17 protein-coding genes are annotated in these 19,740 nt (G+C 71.6%); 7 read left to right on the forward strand and 10 right to left on the reverse strand.

The window, feature by feature from the left end; genetic code table 11:
• Positions 1-74: 74 nt before the first annotated feature.
• The 3 genes from AB0K35_RS21745 to hutH are packed head-to-tail and all read left to right on the forward strand — an operon-like array spanning position 75 to position 4,155.
• Positions 75-1,436, forward strand: coding sequence for a formimidoylglutamate deiminase (locus AB0K35_RS21745; protein WP_363887137.1), 1,362 nt, complete (start codon positions 75-77; stop codon positions 1,434-1,436).
• Positions 1,433-2,620, forward strand: a complete 1,188-nt coding sequence (hutI, locus tag AB0K35_RS21750; RefSeq protein ID WP_238666469.1) for an imidazolonepropionase — start codon at positions 1,433-1,435, stop codon at positions 2,618-2,620. The genes AB0K35_RS21745 and hutI overlap by 4 nt, the downstream gene beginning before the upstream one ends.
• On the forward strand, positions 2,617-4,155 hold the full coding sequence (gene hutH, locus AB0K35_RS21755) for a histidine ammonia-lyase (RefSeq protein ID WP_238666470.1): 1,539 nt from the start codon (positions 2,617-2,619) through the stop codon (positions 4,153-4,155). The genes hutI and hutH overlap by 4 nt, the downstream gene beginning before the upstream one ends.
• A gap of 93 nt (positions 4,156-4,248) precedes the next feature.
• Here hutH and rdgB read toward each other — a convergent pair whose 3' ends face one another.
• From rdgB to AB0K35_RS21800, 9 genes are all read right to left on the reverse strand, one after another.
• Complete coding sequence (gene rdgB / locus AB0K35_RS21760; protein ID WP_363887141.1) at positions 4,249-4,866, reverse strand: RdgB/HAM1 family non-canonical purine NTP pyrophosphatase; 618 nt, start codon at positions 4,864-4,866, stop codon at positions 4,249-4,251.
• Between the two features lie 49 nt (positions 4,867-4,915).
• Positions 4,916-5,641, reverse strand: a complete 726-nt coding sequence (rph, locus tag AB0K35_RS21765) for a ribonuclease PH (protein ID WP_238666472.1) — start codon at positions 5,639-5,641, stop codon at positions 4,916-4,918.
• A gap of 120 nt (positions 5,642-5,761) precedes the next feature.
• The gene (locus AB0K35_RS21770) at positions 5,762-6,505 is read right to left on the reverse strand and encodes an MBL fold metallo-hydrolase (RefSeq protein WP_238666473.1); all 744 of its coding nucleotides are present in this window, start codon (positions 6,503-6,505) and stop codon (positions 5,762-5,764) included.
• Positions 6,506-6,728: 223 nt separating this feature from the next.
• On the reverse strand, positions 6,729-7,694 hold the full coding sequence (locus AB0K35_RS21775; protein WP_238666474.1) for a cysteine synthase: 966 nt from the start codon (positions 7,692-7,694) through the stop codon (positions 6,729-6,731).
• A gap of 11 nt (positions 7,695-7,705) precedes the next feature.
• Positions 7,706-8,107 (reverse strand): MoaD/ThiS family protein, encoded by a 402-nt coding sequence (locus AB0K35_RS21780; protein ID WP_238666475.1) that lies wholly within the window; start codon positions 8,105-8,107, stop codon positions 7,706-7,708.
• A 65-nt stretch (positions 8,108-8,172) separates the two neighbouring features.
• Positions 8,173-8,661: a M67 family metallopeptidase gene (locus tag AB0K35_RS21785; RefSeq protein WP_308193375.1), complete on the reverse strand. Its 489-nt coding sequence runs from the start codon at positions 8,659-8,661 to the stop codon at positions 8,173-8,175.
• 52 nt (positions 8,662-8,713) lie between these two features.
• Positions 8,714-9,214 (reverse strand): DUF2017 domain-containing protein, encoded by a 501-nt coding sequence (locus tag AB0K35_RS21790; protein ID WP_210780952.1) that lies wholly within the window; start codon positions 9,212-9,214, stop codon positions 8,714-8,716.
• Complete coding sequence (gene clpS / locus AB0K35_RS21795) at positions 9,211-9,501, reverse strand: ATP-dependent Clp protease adapter ClpS (RefSeq protein WP_088946433.1); 291 nt, start codon at positions 9,499-9,501, stop codon at positions 9,211-9,213. The genes AB0K35_RS21790 and clpS overlap by 4 nt, the downstream gene beginning before the upstream one ends.
• A 148-nt stretch (positions 9,502-9,649) precedes the next feature.
• A complete protein-coding gene (locus tag AB0K35_RS21800; RefSeq protein ID WP_363887145.1) occupies positions 9,650-11,200 on the reverse strand; it encodes a hypothetical protein in 1,551 nt (516 codons plus the stop codon).
• A gap of 194 nt (positions 11,201-11,394) precedes the next feature.
• Here AB0K35_RS21800 and AB0K35_RS21805 point away from each other — a divergent pair, with 194 nt between their 5' ends.
• From AB0K35_RS21805 to AB0K35_RS21820, 4 genes are read left to right on the forward strand one after another with little or no spacing between them, the layout of a single operon-like run.
• Positions 11,395-14,073, forward strand: a complete 2,679-nt coding sequence (locus AB0K35_RS21805; RefSeq protein WP_238666477.1) for a LuxR family transcriptional regulator — start codon at positions 11,395-11,397, stop codon at positions 14,071-14,073.
• Positions 14,074-14,089: 16 nt separating this feature from the next.
• Positions 14,090-15,376 (forward strand): nicotinate phosphoribosyltransferase, encoded by a 1,287-nt coding sequence (locus AB0K35_RS21810; protein WP_363887148.1) that lies wholly within the window; start codon positions 14,090-14,092, stop codon positions 15,374-15,376.
• Positions 15,377-15,425: 49 nt separating this feature from the next.
• Positions 15,426-16,007, forward strand: coding sequence for an isochorismatase family protein (locus AB0K35_RS21815; RefSeq protein WP_238666479.1), 582 nt, complete (start codon positions 15,426-15,428; stop codon positions 16,005-16,007).
• 40 nt (positions 16,008-16,047) lie between these two features.
• Positions 16,048-17,295, forward strand: coding sequence for an MFS transporter (locus AB0K35_RS21820; RefSeq protein WP_238666480.1), 1,248 nt, complete (start codon positions 16,048-16,050; stop codon positions 17,293-17,295).
• 682 nt (positions 17,296-17,977) lie between these two features.
• Here AB0K35_RS21820 and ctaD read toward each other — a convergent pair.
• The gene (gene ctaD / locus AB0K35_RS21825; RefSeq protein WP_238666481.1) at positions 17,978-19,738 is read right to left on the reverse strand and encodes a cytochrome c oxidase subunit I; all 1,761 of its coding nucleotides are present in this window, start codon (positions 19,736-19,738) and stop codon (positions 17,978-17,980) included.
• Positions 19,739-19,740: the final 2 nt, after the last annotated feature.

Consider the following 19,740-nt stretch of genomic DNA (forward strand, 5'->3'; position numbering starts at 1 on the left):
ATGTCACCCTGGCGGCTGATGTCACCCCGGCCGTTGATGTCGCAGACGATTCAGCTCCAAAGGAGGCGAGCGGCATGACCACCACCCGCTGGCTGGCCGAGTACGCGTGGCTGCCCGAGCACGCCGAGCCCACCCCCGACGTGCTGATCGAGGTCGAGGACGGCCGGATCACGGCGGTGACGCCGCTGACCCCCGGCAGCAGGCCACCGGCCGGGGTCGAGGTGTACGCCGACACGGTGCCACTGTCAGGCCTCACCCTGCCGGGCCTGTCCGATGTGCACTCGCACGCCTTCCACAGGGCGCTGCGCGGGCGTACCCACGGTGGGCGGGGTGACTTCTGGACCTGGCGGGACCAGATGTACGCCGTCGCGGACCGGTTGGACCCGGACACCTACCTCGCGCTGGCCCGGGCCGTCTACGCCGAGATGGCGCTCGCCGGGATCACCTGCGTGGGCGAGTTCCACTACCTGCACCACCGACCGGACGGCGGCGCGTACGACGACCCGAACGCGATGGGCGCGGCGCTGGTGGAGGCCGCCGCGCACGCCGGGATCCGGCTCACACTGCTGGACACCTGCTACCTGACCTCCAGTGTGGACGGCCGGCCCCTGGCCGGGCCGCAGCGCCGCTTCGGTGACGGTGACGCGGGCCGCTGGGCCGAGCGGGCGGCAGCGCTGCAACCGACGGACCCGCACGTCCGGGTCGGCGCGGCGGTGCACTCGGTGCGGGCCGTCCCGGCCGATCAGCTACGCACTGTCGCCGACTGGGCCCGGGAGCGGCAGGCGCCGCTGCACGTGCACCTCTCCGAGCAGCCAGCCGAGAACGACGAGTGCCGGGCCGTGCACGGGCGCTCCCCCACCGCGCTGCTCAACGAGCACGGCGTGCTCGGGCCGAACACCACCGCCGTCCACGCCACCCACCCCACCAGCGCGGACCTGTCACTGCTCGCCGACAGCCGGACCGGGGTGTGCCTCTGCCCGACCACCGAACGGGACCTCGCCGACGGCATCGGCCCCGCCCGGCTGATGGCCGACGCGGGCATCCGGTTGAGCCTCGGCAGCGACAGCCACGCCGTGATCGACCTGTTCGAGGAGGCTCGGGCGGTCGAGCTGGACGAGCGGCTGCGCACCCGCCGTCGCGGTCACTTCGCGCCGCTCGACCTGCTGACCGCCGCCAGCGTCGCCGGGCACGCCGCGCTGGGCTGGGCCGACGCCGGGAGGATCTCGGTGGGTGCCCGCGCCGACCTGGTGACGGTACGCCTGGACAGCGCCCGCACCGCCGGGGTGCCGCCGGTGGGCGTGTTCTTCGCCGCGAGCGGGGCGGACGTCGAGCAGGTGGTGGTGGACGGCCGGGTGGTGGTGGCCGAGGGCCGACACCTGACCGTCGACGTGCCGACCGAACTGTCGTCAGCGATCGAGGCGGTGACACCCGCATGAGCGGCAGCCTGCTTGTCGACAACATCGGGGAGCTGGTCACCAACGGTGCCGGCGAAGGCCCGCTCGGCATCCGTCGCAACGCCGCACTGCTGGTCGAGGAGGGCCGGGTGGTCTGGGTCGGGCAGTCCGCGTACGCGCCGGCCGCCGACCATCACATCGACGCCGGTGGGGCGGCCGTGCTGCCCGGTTTCGTGGACAGCCACGCCCACCTCGTCTTCGCCGGGGATCGGGCCGCCGAGTTCGCCGCCCGGATGGCTGGTCAGCCCTACACCGGCGGCGGCATCCGGACCACAGTCGGTGCCACCCGGGCCGCCACGGACGAACAGCTGCGCGCCACAGTGCGCCGGCTGCGTGGGGAGGCGCTGCGCCAGGGCACCACGACCATGGAGATCAAGAGTGGGTACGGCCTGACCGTCGCCGACGAGGCCCGCTCACTGCGGATCGCCGCCGAGACCAGCACCGAGACCACCTTCCTGGGCGCGCACGTGGTGCCCGCCGAGTACGCCGACCGCCCCGACGACTACGTGGGACTGGTCTGCGGGCCGATGCTGGCCGCCGCCGCTCCGTACGCGAAGTGGATCGACGTGTTCTGCGAGCGGGGCGCCTTCGACGTGGACCACGCCCGCGCCATCCTGGCCTGCGGCCGGGCCGCCGGGCTGGGCGTACGGCTGCACGCCAACCAGCTCGGCCCCGGCCCCGGGGTGCGGTTGGGCGTGGAGCTGGACGCGGCCAGCGTCGACCACTGCACCCACCTGAGCGACGCCGACGTGGCCGCGCTGGCCGACACCGCCCACAGCGACGGGTCGGGCACCCGCACCGTGGCGACGCTGCTGCCCGGCGCGGAGTTCTCCACCCGCTCGCCCTACCCGGACGCCCGTCGCCTGCTCGACGCCGGTGTCACTGTGGCGCTGGCGACGGACTGCAACCCCGGTTCGTCGTACACCTCGTCGATGCCGTTCTGCGTGGCCCTCGCGGTCCGCGAGATGCGGATGACACCGGCGGAGGCGGTCTGGGCCGCCACCGCCGGTGGCGCGCGGGCGCTGCGCCGCGACGACATCGGTGTCCTCACCCCCGGCGCGCGGGCCGACCTCGTCATCCTCGACGCGCCGTCACACCTGCACCTTGCCTACCGGCCCGGTGTCCCCCTGATCCGCCAGGTAATACGCAACGGAGTTCCGCAATGACGCACGTGACCATCCAGCCCACCGGGATCTCCGCCGACGACGTGTTCGCGGTGGCCCGCGGCACCGCCACTGTCGTCCTCGCCCCGGCCACCATCGACGCGATGGCGACCAGCAGGGCCATCGTGGACGGCATCGAGTCGTCGGGCCGTCCCGTCTACGGGGTCTCCACCGGGTTCGGCGCGTTGGCCAACACCTTCATCGCACCGGAGCGACGGGCCGAGCTGCAACACGCGCTGATCCGCTCGCACGCCGCTGGGGTGGGCGCCCCGATGCCGCGCGAGGTGGTCCGGGCCATGATGCTGCTGCGGGTCCGGTCCCTCGCCCTGGGCCGATCCGGGGTCCGGCCGCTGGTGGCGGAAGCCCTTGTCGACCTGCTCAACCACGACATCACCCCCTGGGTGCCGGAGCACGGCTCGCTGGGCGCCTCCGGTGACCTGGCGCCGCTGGCGCACTGCGCGCTGGTGCTGCTCGGCGAGGGCTGGGTGCTCGGCCCCGCCGGTGAGCGGCAGGACGCGGCAGACGCGTTGACAGCCGCCGGGCTCAAGCCGATCGAGCTGGCCGCCAAGGAGGGGCTGGCCCTGATCAACGGCACCGACGGCATGCTCGGCATGCTGCTGCTGGCCATCCACGACGCGGCGCACCTGTTCGCCATGGCCGACGTGACGGCAGCGCTGGCCATCGAGGCGATGCTGGGCTCGGAGCGGCCGTTCCTGCCCGAGCTGCACGCGATCCGACCACACCCCGGTCAGGCGGCGTCGGCGGCGAACATCCACCGCCTGTTGCAGGACTCCCGGGTGATGGACTCGCACCGCGACGACCTGGCGCACGCCGTGCAGGACGCGTACTCGATGCGCTGCGCGCCGCAGGTGGCCGGCGCGGCCCGCGACACCCTGGACTTCGTCCGCACCGTCGCCGGCCGGGAGCTGGTGTCAGTGGTGGACAACCCGGTGGTGCTGCCGGACGGCCGGGTCGAGTCGACAGGAAACTTCCACGGCGCACCGCTCGGCTTCGCCGCGGACTTCCTCGCCATCGCCGCCGCCGAGGTGGGCGCGATCGCCGAGCGGCGGGTGGACCGGCTGCTCGACGTCACCCGCTCCCGGGAACTGCCGGCGTTCCTCTCCCCCGACGCCGGGGTCAACTCCGGGCTGATGATCGCCCAGTACACGGCGGCCGGGATCGTCGCCGAGAACCGTCGACTGGCCGCCCCCGCCTCGGTGGACTCGCTGCCCACCAGCGGAATGCAGGAGGACCACGTGTCGATGGGCTGGGCGGCGGCCAAGAAGCTGCGCACCGTCCTGGACAACCTGACCAGCCTGCTCGCCGTGGAGCTGCTGGCCGGGGTACGCGGCCTCCAGCTGCGCGCCCCGCTGGAGCCGTCCCCGGCCGGTCGGGCGGCCGTCGCCGCGCTCGGTGCGGCAGCCGGCGAGCCCGGCCCGGACGTGTTCCTCGCCCCGGTGATGGAGGCGGCCCGTGCCGTCGTCGCCGGGCCGGAGTTGCGCGCCGCCATCGAACAGGAGGTCGGCCCGCTGGGCTGATCTCCAGCGGGTCGCTGTCGTCCGCCGCGGGTCAGGCGGCGGGCGGCAGCACCTCGCGCCCGTCAAACGGCGGGCGGCAGCACCTCGCGCCCGTCAGGCGGCGGGCGGCAGCACCTTGGCGATCAGTTTGGCCAGCTCGCGCAACGCCTTGCCCCGGTGACTGATGGCGTCCTTCTCCGCCGGGGTCAGCTCGGCGTTGGTCCGGTCCTGTCCGTCGCCCAGGAAGATCGGGTCGTAGCCGAACCCGCCGTCACCGCGCGGCGCCCGCAGCACCCGCCCGGACTGCCGGCCGTCGACCAGGTGCTCCTTGCCGCCGGGCAGCACCAACGCCACAGTGCAGACGAACGAGGCGGCCCGCTGCCCGTCCGGAACGTCGCCGATCTGGTCCAGCACCAACTGAAGGTTGGCCCGGTCGTCGCCGTGCTGGCCGGACCAGCGGGCGCTGAACACCCCCGGCATGCCGTTGAGCGCGTCGACAGCGAGCCCGGAGTCGTCAGCGATGGTCGGCAGCCCGCTCTGCCGGCAGCCCTCCCGCGCCTTGATCAGCGCGTTCTCGCCGAAGGTCAGGCCGGTCTCCGGCAGCTCCGCGTACTGCTCGACGTCGTCCAGCCCGAGCAGGGCGATCCGGTGCGCGCCGAGTGCGCCGTCAAGAATCCGCTGTAGCTCGACCAGCTTCTTGCGGTTACGGGTGGCGAGCAGGACCTTGTTCATGCTGAGACACCTTTGTTCGCGACTGCGGGGCTCGCAGGCTTCCTCGTGCTCACGCGAGAGCCTTCCGCTGGGCTTCGGCCAACTCGGCGCAGCCGGCGACGGCCAGGTCGAGCAGGGCGTCGAGCTGGTCGCGGGCGAACACGCCCGCTTCGCCGGTGCCCTGCACCTCGACGAAGTCGCCAGTGCCGGTGCAGACAACGTTCATGTCGACCTCGGCGGCGACGTCCTCCTCGTAGCAGAGGTCGAGCCGGGCCTCCCCGGCGATGATCCCCACGCTGACCGCCGCCACCGAGCGGTGCATCACCTTCTCCGGCTTACCGGCCAACGACTTGCGGGCGGCAAGCCAGCCCACCGCGTCGTGCAACGCGACGTACGCGCCGGTGATCGCTGCCGTGCGGGTGCCGCCGTCGGCCTGGAGCACGTCGCAGTCGAGCACTATCGAGTTCTCGCCGAGCGCCTTCAGGTCGATGCTGGCCCGCAGACTACGGCCGATCAACCGGGAGATCTCGTGGGTACGGCCACCGACCCGACCCTTGACGCTTTCCCGGTCGGAACGGGTGTTCGTGGCCCGGGGCAGCATCGCGTACTCGGCGGTCACCCAGCCGAGCCCGGAGCCCTTACGCCAGCGGGGCACCCCCTCGGTGACGCTCGCCGTGCAGAGCACCCGGGTGCCGCCGAACTCGACGAGCACCGAGCCCTCCGGATGGGTGCTCCAGCCTCGGGTCACTGTCACCGGTCGAAGTTGAGAGGGCCCTCGCCCGTCAGGTCGCGCCATGCCTGCACCCTATGCGGTGCGGCGATCCACCTCACCCGCGGTGCCCCGGGGAACGCCCGCGCCGTTGCACACCGAGCAAGCGGCGACGGTGGCCCGGCCTCGCGAACCGGGCGTGCTGCGTCAGACGTCGTAGCTGGCGCCGGGCCGGACCACCTCGAGCGGCCCGGCGTACGCGGAAGCGGCCGACTCCAACGTGTGCGCCTCGCTGCCCCAGGCCGGCACCAGGTGGGTGAGCAGCAGCCGACCCACAGCGGCCTTGGTCGCCGCCTCGCCGGCCTCCCGACCGGTCAGGTGCAGATCCGGCGGGTTGTCCATGCCGTCGAGGTAACTGGCCTCGCAGAGGAACACGTCGGCGTTCTGGGCCAGCCGCAGCAGCGCCTCACAGGGCGCGGTGTCCGACGAGTAGCACAGCGAACGGCCGTCGTGCTCCAGCCGCACACCGTACGTCTCGACCGGATGGTTGACCCGGTCGACGGTGACGGCGAACGGGCCGATCGGAAAGGTGCCCGGCTGGAGCGCGTAGAACTGGTACACGTCCTCCACCGAGCCGTCGTCGCCGTACGCGGCGCTGAGCCGGTCCGGCGCGCCAGCGGGCGCGTACACCGGCAGCGGCGGGTAGGGGCCGTCCGGGGCGTACCGGCGCACCACCACGTACAGCACGGCGTCGAACATGTGGTCACAGTGCAGATGGGTCAGCAGGATGGCGTCCGGGGCGTGCAACCCCGCGTACCGCTGGAGGCTTGACAGCGACCCCGAGCCGAAGTCGACCAGGAGCCGGAAGCCGTCGGCCTCGACGAGGTAAGCCGAGCAGGGCGACTCGGGGCCAGGGAAACTGCCGGCGCTTCCCAGAACTGTCAGTCGCATCGAGTGGTCTCGCTGTCACTATCAGTAGCACCCGCGCCGGTGACGGTCCCGGCCATGATCTCTACCGACGCGTACGCCACGCTGCGCAGCCTACGCTGGCGCACCCGGCAGCAAGAATCATCCAACGGAAGTTGTCACGAACGTGACACCCGCTCGCGGTCCGTCGGGAAGCGCGCGGGCCGTCGACGAATGTCGACGGCCCGTAATCGGCAGACCAGATCGGTCAGGCCCAGAGCTGCCCCTCCAGGGCGTCCTCGGCATCGGCGAGCGTGCCGCCGTACGCGCCGGTGGACAGGTACTTCCACCCGCCGTCGCAGACCACGAAGGCCACATCGGCCCGCCGGCCGTCGCGCACCGCCTCGTGCGCCACCGCCAGCGCGGCGTGCAGGATCGCACCGGTGGAGAACCCGGCGAAGATGCCCTCCACCTCCACCAGCTGGCGGGTGCGCAACACCGCGTCCCGGGTGCCCACCGAGAACCGCCGGGAAAGCACCGAGGCGTCGTAGAGCTCCGGAACGTACCCCTCGTCGATGTTGCGCAGGCCGTAGACCAACTCGCCGTAGCGCGGCTCGGCGGCCACGATCTGGATGCCCTCGACCTTTTCCCGCAGGTAACGCCCGGTGCCCATCAGGGTGCCGGTGGTGCCCAGCCCGGCCACGAAGTGCGTGATGCTGGGCAGATCGTGCAGCAGCTCCGGCCCGGTCGTCTCGTAGTGCGCCCGGGCGTTGGCCTCGTTGCCGTACTGGTAGAGCATCACCCAGTCCGGGTGCTCGACGGCGATCTGCTTCGCCGTGGCGACCGCCTGGTTGGAACCACCCGCCGCCGGCGAGAAGATGATCTCGGCCCCGTACATCCGGAGCAGTTGCACCCGCTCGGTGGAGACATTCTCCGGCATCACGCAGACCACCCGGTAGCCGCGCAGCTTCGCCACCATTGCCAACGAGATGCCGGTGTTGCCACTCGTCGGCTCAAGGATGGTGTCACCCGGGCGGAGCCGGCCAGCCTCCTCCGCCGCCCGGACCATGAACAGCGCCGCGCGGTCCTTGATGCTGCCGGTGGGGTTGCGATCCTCCAGCTTGGCCCAGAGCCGCACCGGAGGGGCCCCGTCGGGCACCGTCGGGGAGAGCCGGGGCAGGCCGACCAGCGGCGTACCCCCGCAGGCGTCGAGCAGGCTGTCGTACCGCGCCATGGCGGCCGACCTCAGCGAGCCGCGACGGCGTCGCGGGCCACCGCGTCGGCGGCACTCTGCGGGCTGATGTTGTGCGAGCTGATCGCCGCCGCCGCCGCGCTGTGCGAGCTGATCGCCGCTGCCGCGGCGAAGCCGAACGCGCCGCCGGCCACCGCCGGCAGGATGGTGACGCTGTCGCCGTCGGAGAGCTTCGCGTCGAGCGCGCCGAGGAAGCGGACGTCCTCGTCGTTCACGTAGACGTTGACGAAGCGGTGCAGCGTGCCCGCGTCGGTGATCAGCCGGCCGCGCAGACCGCCGTGCCGGGAATCCAGGTCGGTGAGCAGATCGGCGAGCGTGTCGCCAGTGCCGTCGACGACCTTGGCGCCGCCGGTGTAGCTGCGCAGGATGGTGGGGATGCGAACCTCAATGGCCATGATGTGGAACTCCTCGATCGGGTGTGCCTACGGTGACGGGACGAGATGGCTGCGGCGCTGACAGGTCAGCGGTCGGAACACTCGTAATCGACCGTCGCCGGGCTCTGCCCGAACATGTAGGACTGGACGGCGTGCGGGTCGACACCGGCCTCCACGACACGGACCGGCTCCTCGGTGACCACGCCGTCGACGATCCGGAACGACCGGATCTCCTCCGAGTCGGGCTCACGGGTCGAGACGAGCAGGTAGTGCGCCCCCGGCTCACCGGCGAAGGAGACATCCGTCCGCGACGGGTACGCCTCGGTGGCGGTGTGCGAGTGGTAGATGACGACGGGCTCCTCGTCCCGGTCGTCCATCTCCCGCCACACGCGCAGGTGCTCCATCGAGTCGAACTCGTAGAAGGTCATCGACCGCGCGGCATTGTCCATCGGGATGTGCCGGGTCGGGGTGTCGCTGCCGACGGGACCGGCGACCACGCCGCACGCCTCGTCAGGGTGATCCCGGCGCGCGTGGGCGACGATCGCGTCAATGATCGACCGGTCGATGCTCAGCACGTGCACCAGCCTAACGCCTGCGGGGCACGGGCCGAAGTGGTGCCGGTCACCCCTAGTCGATCAAGGCGTTGAGCAGCGACTCCTGTAGATACCCGAGATAGGCGTAGACCGAAAGCTGGAACACCCGGCTGGAACCAGGGTCCTCAGCGACAGCGTCGTCCAACTCCTCGCCCAGATCCGTGCCGTCCTTGATCTCCAGGCGGACGCCCATCGCCAACCGGGCGTCGTTCAGTGCCCGCAACCACGCCTCGGCCGCCTCGGCGTCCAGCCGCACCTCGCCACCGGCCTCGTCCGGCAACGCGGCCAGGATCGCACCCGCCTGATCGATCTTCGCGGTCTTCAGGTCGCCCTCTGTGTAGCGGCGAAACTCGGCAGTGCCCGGAGCGTCCTGTGGGTAGACCGCCGGAAAGAGCCGACCGACCACCGGGTCGGTGTGGTCGAAGCCGTCGGTGAGCAGACCCACCACCTCGGAGGCGACCTTGCGCAGCACCCGCACCTCGTCGACGGCGAAGACGGCGACGTAGTGACCGGCCTGGCGATGGAACATGCTCATGATCTGTCCACCGTCGCCCACAGCCCGTACGCGTGCAGCTGCGACGCGTCGTGCTCCATCCGTTCGCGGGCACCTGTGGAGACCACGGCGCGGCCCTTGTGGTGCACGTCAAGCATCAGCTGTTCGGCCCTCTCCCGGCTGTAGCCGAAAAGCTTCTGGAAGACCCAGGTCACGTACGTCATCAGATTGACCGGGTCGTCCCACACGATCGTCACCCACTGCCGGTCGGACGCCGGCACCTCGTCAGTGTCCGGCGTCTCGACCGGTGCAACCTGCGGAGCCGCCATGCCCCCCATCGTGCCACCGGTTTCCCGGAACCGAGGAACCGGAACGCCGGCCCGGCGCGGATCACCCACCCCCGGCCCTCCCGACCCACCCCGGACGCCATCGGAGGTGGGGTCCGGCACGGACCCGGACCAACCGGTGGGCGCGCCGTCAGGCGAGCAGAATGCCGTGATCGACTGCATCGGAGAGCACCACGCCCAGCGAGAGGCGGATCACCTCGAACCGTCGGGAGATCTCCCTGGACAACCCCAACTCGACCTCGCGCACCGCCCGTTGGGACCAGGCCCGCGCCGCGCTGTGGTCGCTGTTGCCTGGCGTACGCCACTGCTGCCAGCACCCGCCGGAGAGCGCCACCGCGACCGGCGGGAGCACCTCGTCCCGGGACGCCACCGGATAGCTGGCGGCGGCGTCGATCGCCTCCATGCCGGTCAACTCGGCCACGCCGGCCGTACTGGTGATCAACAGCACCTTGTCCAGTTCGTGGCCGGGCCGGTGATCGGACAGGCCGTACTGCACGGCGAGGGCGATCCGGCGGCGCACGCCTTCGGCCGGCGGCGCGCCGAGCACCTGGGACGCGACGTCGGTCATGATGCCGCGCACCGCCTGATCGCACTGTGCGGTGGCCAACAACGACAACGCCGCCATCTCCCGGTCGAGGAGATCCGGTAGGCCGGCACAGCCGACTCCGAACACGATCTCCTGAACGGCCCGAAGGTGGATGTTCGCCAACTCCAGGGCGAGGTGCTGGCGGATCCGCTGCGCACACGAACGGGCGTGGCGGTCGAGCCGCTCGGACCAGTCACCCGGATCCGCGGCCACGGCGACGCGGTCCTGCTGGCCCGGCAGGACCGGCGGGTCGACGCTGGCCCGCCGCAACCCCTCACGCGACGCCCAACCCACCAGCGCCCGCCGCAGATCGGAGGCGGTGCCCGCACCGTCGACCGGGAACCACCGCGCACCGGCCAGCGCCGGCACCGCGGCCAGGAGAGCCGCCCGATGTGCCTCCACCGTCACCGCTACCGCATCCACCTCGGTCTCCGCACCCACGACCGGCGGGACGGACGCCCCCGCGCCCTCCGTAGTCGCCGTACCGTCGGTCGGCGGAGCCCACCCCGACGTGCCGGGGGTGACCGCGAAGACGACCTCCACCGAGGTCGGGGCGACTTCGGCGAGCAGGTTCAACTCGGCGGCGGTGAACGCCTGGTCGGCAGCGATCACGAAGAGCAGCGCGCCGGCTCGGCCCGCCGCTTCGAGGAGCACCCGGGTGCCGGACACGCCAAGGGTGGCGGTGTCCGGAACGTCGATCAGGGTGAAGTGCCGCAGCAGCGGCTCGGGCACGCTCAGCTCGACACGCCGGGGCGGGCGGGCCAACGCCGGACCGGCGGCATCCCGGTCCGCGCCGTACGAGTGCGGCTGGCGGTAACCGGGCACGAACGCCGCCCGGGTGGGCACCTTGGCGTCGCGTACCACCAACCAGCTGCCCGCCGGCACGGTGAGCATGACCGGGTCGAGCCCGAGCAGTGTGGCGAGCACGGCACGCCGCTCGGCACCGGCCGGGCCGACGGCGACCACACCGAGCGGCTCGTCCGGGGCGGCGCCGGACACGCCGACCCGAGTGGGGAGGGGGCCGCAGGTGGGTAGATCAGTTGGGCCGGTCATGTCGTCCGGCGAATCGACCGAGGGGAGAGGGCCCTGCTTCATCAGGTGCCTCCCGTTGCAGGTGACCAGAGGTCCGGTCGCGAAAAGTTCCGGTACGAAACCCGGATGTCGGAAGACTACGTGCGGGCTGGCGACCGGGCGGAACACCTCGAATACTCACCGGTAATTGTGCGATTACTCAACTTCGCACGGTGACGGTACGGGCGCGGACGGATTCCGGTCGATATGCTGCGCGAATGAGTCGATGGGAGTTCGTCGGCCGCACGGATGAGCTCAACCGCCTGCTGGAGGCGGTGACCGGTGAGGCCGGCCGCGGGCTCTTCTTCAGTGGCAGCGCTGGCATCGGCAAGAGTCGCCTGCTGCGCGAGGGTGTGGGCATGTTGCCCACCGACCGGTTCGCGATCTGGTCCATCGCCGCCAGCGCCACCACCGCGGCGCTGCCATTCGGTGGGCTGGTCCAGGTCCTCCCCGCCGAGCAGCCCCAGGGCCTCTCCCCCGCCGGCATCCTGCGCTGGGCGCTCAACGTGCTGCAACAGCAGGCGGCCGGCCGGCGGATCGTGCTCGCCATCGACGATGCCCACCTGCTCGATCCGCCCTCGGCCGCACTTGTGCATCTGGTCGCCCGCGCCGAGAACGCCACAGTCCTCGGCACCCTGCGCGACGGCGAGCAGATCCCGCTGCCGATCCGCGCACTCTGGACCGACGACCTCGTCGAGCACGTCGAGCTGACCCCGATGCCGCAGGAGGCGACCACCGACCTGCTGGCCGCGATCCTGGGCGGCCCTGTCGACGCCGGCTCCGCCGACCGGCTCGGCCGCCTGTCGGCCGGCAACCCGCTGCTGCTGCGCGAGCTGGTGCACGCCGCCAACGGCAGCGCCGAGTTGAAGCGCACGTACGGGATCTGGAAGTGGACCGGGCGACTGGAACTGGCCCCCAACCTGACCGACCTCATCGACACCCGGGTCGGCAAGCTCACCGACGGCGTCCGCGCGGTCGTCGAGCTGGTCGCGTTCGGCGAACCACTGGGCCTGCACCTCCTCAGGCAGGCCGCCGAGCAGTCGGACGTGGAGACCGCCGAGGAACGCGGGCTGATCACCGTCATTCAGCACGACCGGCGCACCAACGTCAGGTTGGCGCACCCGCTCTACGGCGAGGTGATGCGCCGTCGGTGCCCGGTCAGCCGCACCCGCCGGCTTCAGGCACACCTCGCCGAGCTGCTCGAACAGGTCGGCAAACGCCGACGCGACGACCTGTTGCGGGTGGCCGTCTGGCGACTCGACTCGGGCACCGCGCAGGACCCGGCTCTGCTGCTGGACGCCGCGGTGCAGGCGTTCACCCGCTACGACGTGCCGCTGGCGACCCGCCTGGCGCGAGCCGCGCTGCACGCCGACGGCGGCTACGACGCGGCGGAGTTGCTGGCCACCATCCTGATGTTCGCCGACCGGCCCGACGAGGCGATCGACGTCCTCGACGCGGTAACCCCCGAGCCCGGCGACGAGCGGCGACTCTGCCGCTGGCTGACCGTACGCGGCATGGTCAGCTACTGGGGGCTGAGCCAGGAGTCCACGGTGGAGGAGATCGCCGGCCGGGTCGAGCAGCTCAGCGACTCCGCCGACCGGTCCCGGGTGCACGCCTTCGAGGCGATCATGCGCCTGCACCGACTGGACACTGACACCGCGGTGCAGCTCAGCCGACGTGTCCTGGACCGGCCGGCGGCCGGCGTCGCCGCCCGCGAGCTGGCCCGTTCCACCATCGCGTACGTCCAGGCCGCGCAGGGCGAGCTGACCCGCAGCGGTACGGCCATCGCCCAGGTGCACTCGGCCGCGGCGAACTGGCGCACCGACATGCCGTACCTCCAGTTGGCCCTGGAGCTGGCCCGAGGCACCCGGCTCATGCTCACCGGCGACCTGGCCGGGATCGACGCGATCGTGGCCGACGAGTTCGCCGACCTCGCCGGTGCCGGCGACTTCCGCCTCGGCACCGGCTACCTGGCCATCCTCCAGGCGTACGCGGCCCGGCTGCGCGGGCAGAGCGACGCGGCCATGCGTACCTCCCTGGGCGCCTGCGCGGTGCTGGCCACGAGTCGGGTCTACGCCGGTCTGGCTCAAGCCGAACGCGCCCAGGCGGCGGCGCTGCGCGGTGACGCCGCGCAGGCGGTCGCGGCGATGGCCGAAGCCGACCGCACCCACGCGCCGGGCATGGCGGTGCTCTACCCGTGGCTGGATCAGGCCCGGGGCGCGGCGCTCGCCGCCTCGGGCGACCTGCCTGGCGCTGTCAAGCACCTCGGTGACCTGGTGGACCGGCTGCGCTCGGATGGCTTCGCCGGGCACGAGGTGCATGTCCTGCACGACCTCGTCCGACTCGACCAGGCGGGCATGGCAGTCGGCCCCACCTGCTCCGACGGTGGTCGACGCACCGTCGCGCAGCGCCTCGCCGAGCTCTCCGAGCGGGTCGACGGGGTGCTCCCGCCACTGCTGGCCCGTCACGCCCGCGCCGCGGTGACCGACTCCCCCACCGATCTGCTCGCGGTCGCCGACGACTACGCCGCCCTGGAGTTGACCGTGTACGCGGCCGAGGCCACCTCCCAGGCCGTCCAGCGGCTGCGCCGGGAGCACCCGGCTGCCGCCAACGACGCCCGGGAGCGCCTCGCCGGGCTGCTCGGGCGCTGTGACCTGATCCGGACGCCGGCGCTCCAGGCCGGTGCGCCGGTGCTCACCGAGCGGGAGTGGCAGGTGGCGCGCCTCGCCGCGCACGGCGCTCCCAGCCGGGCCATCGCCGAACGGCTCTACCTGTCGGCGCGCACAGTGGAGAACCACCTCCAGCGGATCTACGCCAAGCTCGGCGTCACCGGGCGGACCGAACTGTGGGCGGCGCTGCGCTCGATCCCGGGCCACGACGGCGGCGACCCGAGCTGAACCTTAGGCTGGGGCGGTGAGCATCCACCGCCCCGCGCTCCTGACCGACCACTACGAGCTGACGATGGTCAGCGCGGCACTGAAGGACGGCACCGCCGACCGCCGGTGTGTCTTCGAGGTGTTCAGCCGCCGGCTGCCCAGCGGCCGCCGGTACGGCGTGGTCGCCGGGACGGCCCGGCTGATCGAGCTGATCCGCGACTTCCGGTTCGACCCCAGCGAGGTGGAGTTCCTTCTGCGGACCGGGGTGGTCGACGAGGCGGCGGCAGCGTGGCTCACCGACTACCGCTTCACCGGCGACATCGACGGGTACGCCGAGGGTGAACTGTTCTTCCCCGGTTCACCGATCCTCACCGTCTCCGGCGGCTTCGCCGAGTGTGTGGTGCTGGAGACGCTGGCGCTGTCCGTGCTCAACCACGACTGCGCGGTGGCCGCCGCGGCGGCCCGGATGGTGACAGCGGCGCGGGGCCGAACGCTGATCGAGATGGGGTCGCGCCGGGCACACGAGGAGGCGGCGGTGGCCGCGGCGCGGTCCGCGTACCTGGCCGGGTTCCGGTTCACGTCGAACCTCGCCGCCGGCGCGCGCTACGGCATTCCGACGGCGGGCACGGCAGCGCACGCGTTCACCCTGCTGCACGACGACGAGCGGGCGGCGTTCGCCTCACAGGTCGCCACGCTGGGCAAGGACACCACGCTGCTGGTCGACACGTACGACATCAGCCAGGGCATCCGCAACGCCATCGCTGTGGCCGGGCCGGACCTGCGGGCGGTACGGATCGACTCCGGCGACCTCGCGGTGATCGCTCAGCAGTCCCGGGAGTTGCTCGACTCGCTGGGCGCCACCGAGACCAAGATCATCGTTTCCGGTGACCTGGACGAGTACGCCATCGCCGCACTGGCCGCCGAACCGGTGGACATGTACGGCGCCGGCACGGCCGTGGTCACCGGCTCCGGGGCACCGACCGCCGGGCTGGTCTACAAACTGGTCGAGGTCGAGGGCCGGCCGGTGGTGAAGCGCTCCGAGCACAAGGCCACCATCGGCGGCCGGAAGGTCGCGGTCCGTCGGCACAAGCCGACCGGCACCGCCACCGAGGAGGTCATCGTTCCGCAGGGCGTTCCCGACCGGCAGCCCAACGACCGCCTGCTCCAGCAGTCGTACGTGGTCGCCGGTGAGTCGGTGCCGCTGCCCACCCTCGACGAGTCACGGGAGCACCTGCGAGAGTGCCTGATCTCCATCCCGTGGGAGGGACTGAAGCTCTCGGCCGGCGACCCGGCGGTGCCGGTCACCGTCGTACCCGCTGGTTGAGTTCATCCCCGAGCGCCACCCCGACAGTGCGGAGAGAGGAAACCCCCCGATGGCCAACGCGCTGATCATCGTGGACGTGCAGAACGACTTCTGCGAGGGCGGCTCGCTGGCCGTCGCCGGCGGCGCAGGGGTGGCCGCCGGCATCTCCCGGTTACTCGCCGCCGAGCCGGACCGGTGGACGCACGTGGTCGCCACCAAGGACTACCACGTCGACCCGGGTGCCCACTTCGGCGATCCGCCGGACTTCGTGGAGTCCTGGCCCCGGCACTGCGTGGTCGGCACCAGCGGTTCGGAGTTCCACAGGGAACTGGACACCGCCAGGGTCGAGGCGATCTTCCACAAGGGCGAGCACGCGGCGGCGTACTCCGGTTTCGAGGGCCATGCCGACGACGGCGAGTGCCTGGCCGACTGGCTGCGTCGGCGCGACGTGGACCGGGTCGACGTGGTCGGCATCGCCACGGACCACTGCGTCCGGGCTACCGCGCTGGACGCCGCCCGGGAGGGTTTCGCCACCACAGTGCTGCTGGAGTTGACCGCCGCCGTCGCACCGGCGACCACCGACGTGGCCCTACGCGCGATGGAGGGCGCCGGGGTGATCATGCACGGCCAGCCTGTGATCAGGGCCGCATGAGCTGCTAATTGGTTGGCCCAGGGGCCGCCGCCGGTCAAGGATGTCGCCGGAGGTACGGACCCACGTGAACATGAAGCCTTACCGGCGGGCGCTCGCCCTGCCCGGCCTGCGGTCGCTGCTACTGGTTGCCGTCCTCGCCCGCATCCCGCTCACCGCGACCGGGGTGACGCTGACCTTCCACGTGGTGCTCGATCTTGATCGGGGCTACGGGGCGGCCGGGCTGGTGGGTGCGGCGGTCACCGTGGGCGCGGCGATCGGCGGGCCGCTGCTCGGCCGACTCGTGGACCGGCGTGGACTGCGCCCGGTCCTCGTGCTCACCGCGATCGCCGAGGCGATCTTCTGGTCCACCGCGCCGTCGCTGGCGTACCCCGTGCTCCTGCCAGCAGCGTTCGTGGCCGGCTCCCTGGCCCTGCCCATCTTCTCCGTGGTCCGTCAGTCGATCGCCGCGCTGGTCCCCGAGGACCAACGCCGCCCCGCCTACGCGCTGGACTCGATGTCGGTGGAGCTGTCCTTCATGATCGGCCCGGCGTTGGCGGTGGCCCTGGTCACCGCGATCTCCGCGCAGACCACCATGTACCTGGTCGGCGGCGGCATCGTCGCCGCCGGGATCGCACTGTGGGTGGTCAACCCACCGATCCGGGAGGCTACCGAGCCCACCGGCCCACAACGCCGCGTGCCGCGCCGGGAGTGGCTGACCCCCCGACTGCTCGCCGTCCTGGCGCTCAGCGCCGCGGCGACCCTGGTGCTCGGGGGCACCGACGTGGCGGTGGTCGCCGTCCTGCGGGCCAGCGGCGAGGTCGGCTGGACCGGCGCGGTCCTGGCCATCTGGGCGGTCGCCTCGCTGGCCGGCGGTTTCGCCTACGGCGCCGTGCACCGCTCGTTCTCCCCGCTGGCGCTGACCGCCGCGCTGGCCCTGTGCACCATTCCGGTGGGGCTGGGCGGTGCGCACTGGTGGCTGCTGTGCCTGGCGCTGATCCCCGCTGGCGCTCTCTGCGCGCCGACCATCGCGGCCGGCTCGGACGCGGTCAGCCGCCTGGCTCCGGCCGAGGTACGCGGTGAGGCGATGGGTCTGCACGGCTCCGCGGTCACCGTCGGCATCGCGATCGGCGCGCCGCTCGCCGGCGCGGTGATCGACGCCAGCGCGCCACCCTGGGGCTTCGTGGTGACCGGAGCGCTCGGCGCGCTGGTCACCCTGGTGGTGCTGCCGATCGAGCTGCGCCGCCGCCGCATCGCTGACGCGGCCACCCCGCCGCCCGCCGAGGCCGACCTCACCTCCGCCGCCCACTGACGACCGTTACAACCGCTACGACCGCTACGACCGCTACGACCGCTACGACCGCTACGACCGCTACGACGCAGCGAAGCTGAAGGTCGGCGTCCCTTGCCGGTCTCCGCGTTGCGCTGTCCGACCGCGGCGACGGCACGCGAGACCGACCTGCGGCGGGGAGCGGCCTGCGCGGTGGTCCGCTGCGCGGGGTCGCGGGGTCCCTCCGCCGCGCGGGGTCCGTCCGCGCGGGGTCCGTCCGCGCGGGGTCCGTCCGCGCGGGGTCCGTCCGCGCGGGCAGCATCATGCTGATGAGCCTGATGTCTGTGAGTCATCGTGATGACTCACAGACATCAGGCTCATCAGGGAGATAGCCCCGAGGCCCAGCCGCGCCGAGCCAAGGGCACGCCCGGCCAGGACCAGGCCGAACCGAAACCCCGCCCAACCAAGGCCACACCCAGCCAGGACCGCGCCGAACCGAAACCCCGCCCAACCAAGGCCACACCCAGCCAGGACCAGGCCGAACCAAACCCCCGCCCAACCAAGGGCGGGCACGTCGTGTGGACAAGCCGCTGGCAAGCCGCGTGGAGCGGCCGGAACGAGGCGAGATGGCGAGATGGCGAGAGTGGCAATGGGCTGGACATGGCGACGGGCGCCGCTCCCGGTGTCCCGGGGGCGGCGCCCGTCGTACTGCTGAGCGTGAGCGTCAGTGCCGGTCGACGTCGCTCGCGGTGTCCTCGCGGTAGCTGGCTCCGCCGTCCGACTCGCTGGTGAGCGGCTTGGCGCCACCCTCCGGCGGGCCGGCCAGGCTCTGGCCACCGGCCGCCAGCTCCGGGAACTTCGCGTCGAACGCCGGCCGCTCGGAGCGGATCCGCGGCATCCGGTCGAAGTTGCGCAGCGGCGGCGGGCTGCTGGTCGCCCACTCCAGCGAGTTGCCGTGACCCCAGGGGTCGTTCACCTCGACCACCGGGCCGGTCTTGTACGACTTCCAGCAGTTGTAGATGAACGGCAGCGTGGAGATACCAGTGATGAACGCGCCGATCGTAGAGATCGTGTTCAGCGTGGTGAAGCCGTCGCCGGGCAGGTAGTCGGCGTACCGACGGGGCATGCCCTCGTTGCCGAGCCAGTGCTGCACCAGGAACGTGGTGTGGAAGCCGATCATGGTGAGCCAGAAGTGCACCTTGCCCAGGCGCTCGTCGAGCATCCGGCCGAACATCTTCGGGAACCAGAAGTAGATGCCCGCGAAGACCGCGAACACGATGGTGCCGAAGAGCACGTAGTGGAAGTGCGCCACCACGAAGTACGAGTCCGACACGTGGAAGTCGATCGGCGGGCTGGCCAGCAGCACACCGGTGAGACCACCGAAGAGGAACGTGACCAGGAAGCCGACCGACCAGAGCATGGGCGTCTCGAAGCTGATCTGGCCCCGCCACATGGTGCCGATCCAGTTGAAGAACTTCATACCGGTCGGCACGGCGATCAGGTAGCTCAGGAAGCTGAAGAACGGCAGCAGCACCTGACCGGTGGCGAACATGTGGTGCGCCCAGACGCTCATCGACAGCGCCGCGATGGAGATGGTGGCGGCCACCAGGCCCTTGTAGCCGAAGATCGGCTTGCGGGAGAAGACCGGGATGATCTCGCTGATGATGCCGAAGAACGGCAACGCCACGATGTAGACCTCGGGGTGCCCGAAGAACCAGAACAGGTGCTGCCAGAGCATCGGCCCACCTGTTGCCGGGTCGTACACGTGCGCGCCGAGGATGCGGTCCGCGGCGAGCGCGAAGAGCGCGGCGGCCAGCAGCGGGAAGACCAGGATCACCAGGAGGCTGGTGACCAGGATGTTCCACGTGAAGATCGGCATCCGGAACATGGTCATGCCGGGCGCGCGCAGGGTCAGCACCGTGGTGATCATGTTCACGGCACCGAGGATCGTGCCCAGGCCGGAGATGGCCAGACCCATGATCCACATGTTGGCGCCGACGCCCGGCGAGTGCTCGACGCTGCTCAGCGGCGCGTACGCGAACCAGCCGAAGTCAGCGGCGCCACCCGGGGTGATGAATCCGGCGGTCGCCATCGTTCCGCCGAACAGGTACAGCCAGTAGGCGAAGCTGTTCAGTCGGGGGAAGGAGACGTCAGGCGCGCCGATCTGGATCGGCACGATGTAGTTCGCGAACGCGAACACGATCGGTGTCGCGAAGAACAGCAACATGATCGTGCCGTGCATCGTGAAGAGCTGGTTGTACTGCTCGGGCGACAGGAACTGCAGCCCGGGTCGGGCCAGCTCAGCACGCATGACCAGAGCCATCAGGCCACCGATCATGAAGAACGCGAACGCGGTGATCATGTACATGATCCCGATTTGCTTCGCGTCCGTGGTTCGCAGCAGCCGCGCGATGGCCGACCCCTTGACCGGCTCCCGGACCGGCCAGGGCCGGGTCACGACCGGCTTGGGTGCGACGGTGGTCACGA

Origin of the sequence: Micromonospora sp. NPDC053740 (assembly GCF_040677775.1) — a bacterium.
GTDB classification, from domain to species: domain Bacteria; phylum Actinomycetota; class Actinomycetes; order Mycobacteriales; family Micromonosporaceae; genus Micromonospora; species Micromonospora alfalfae.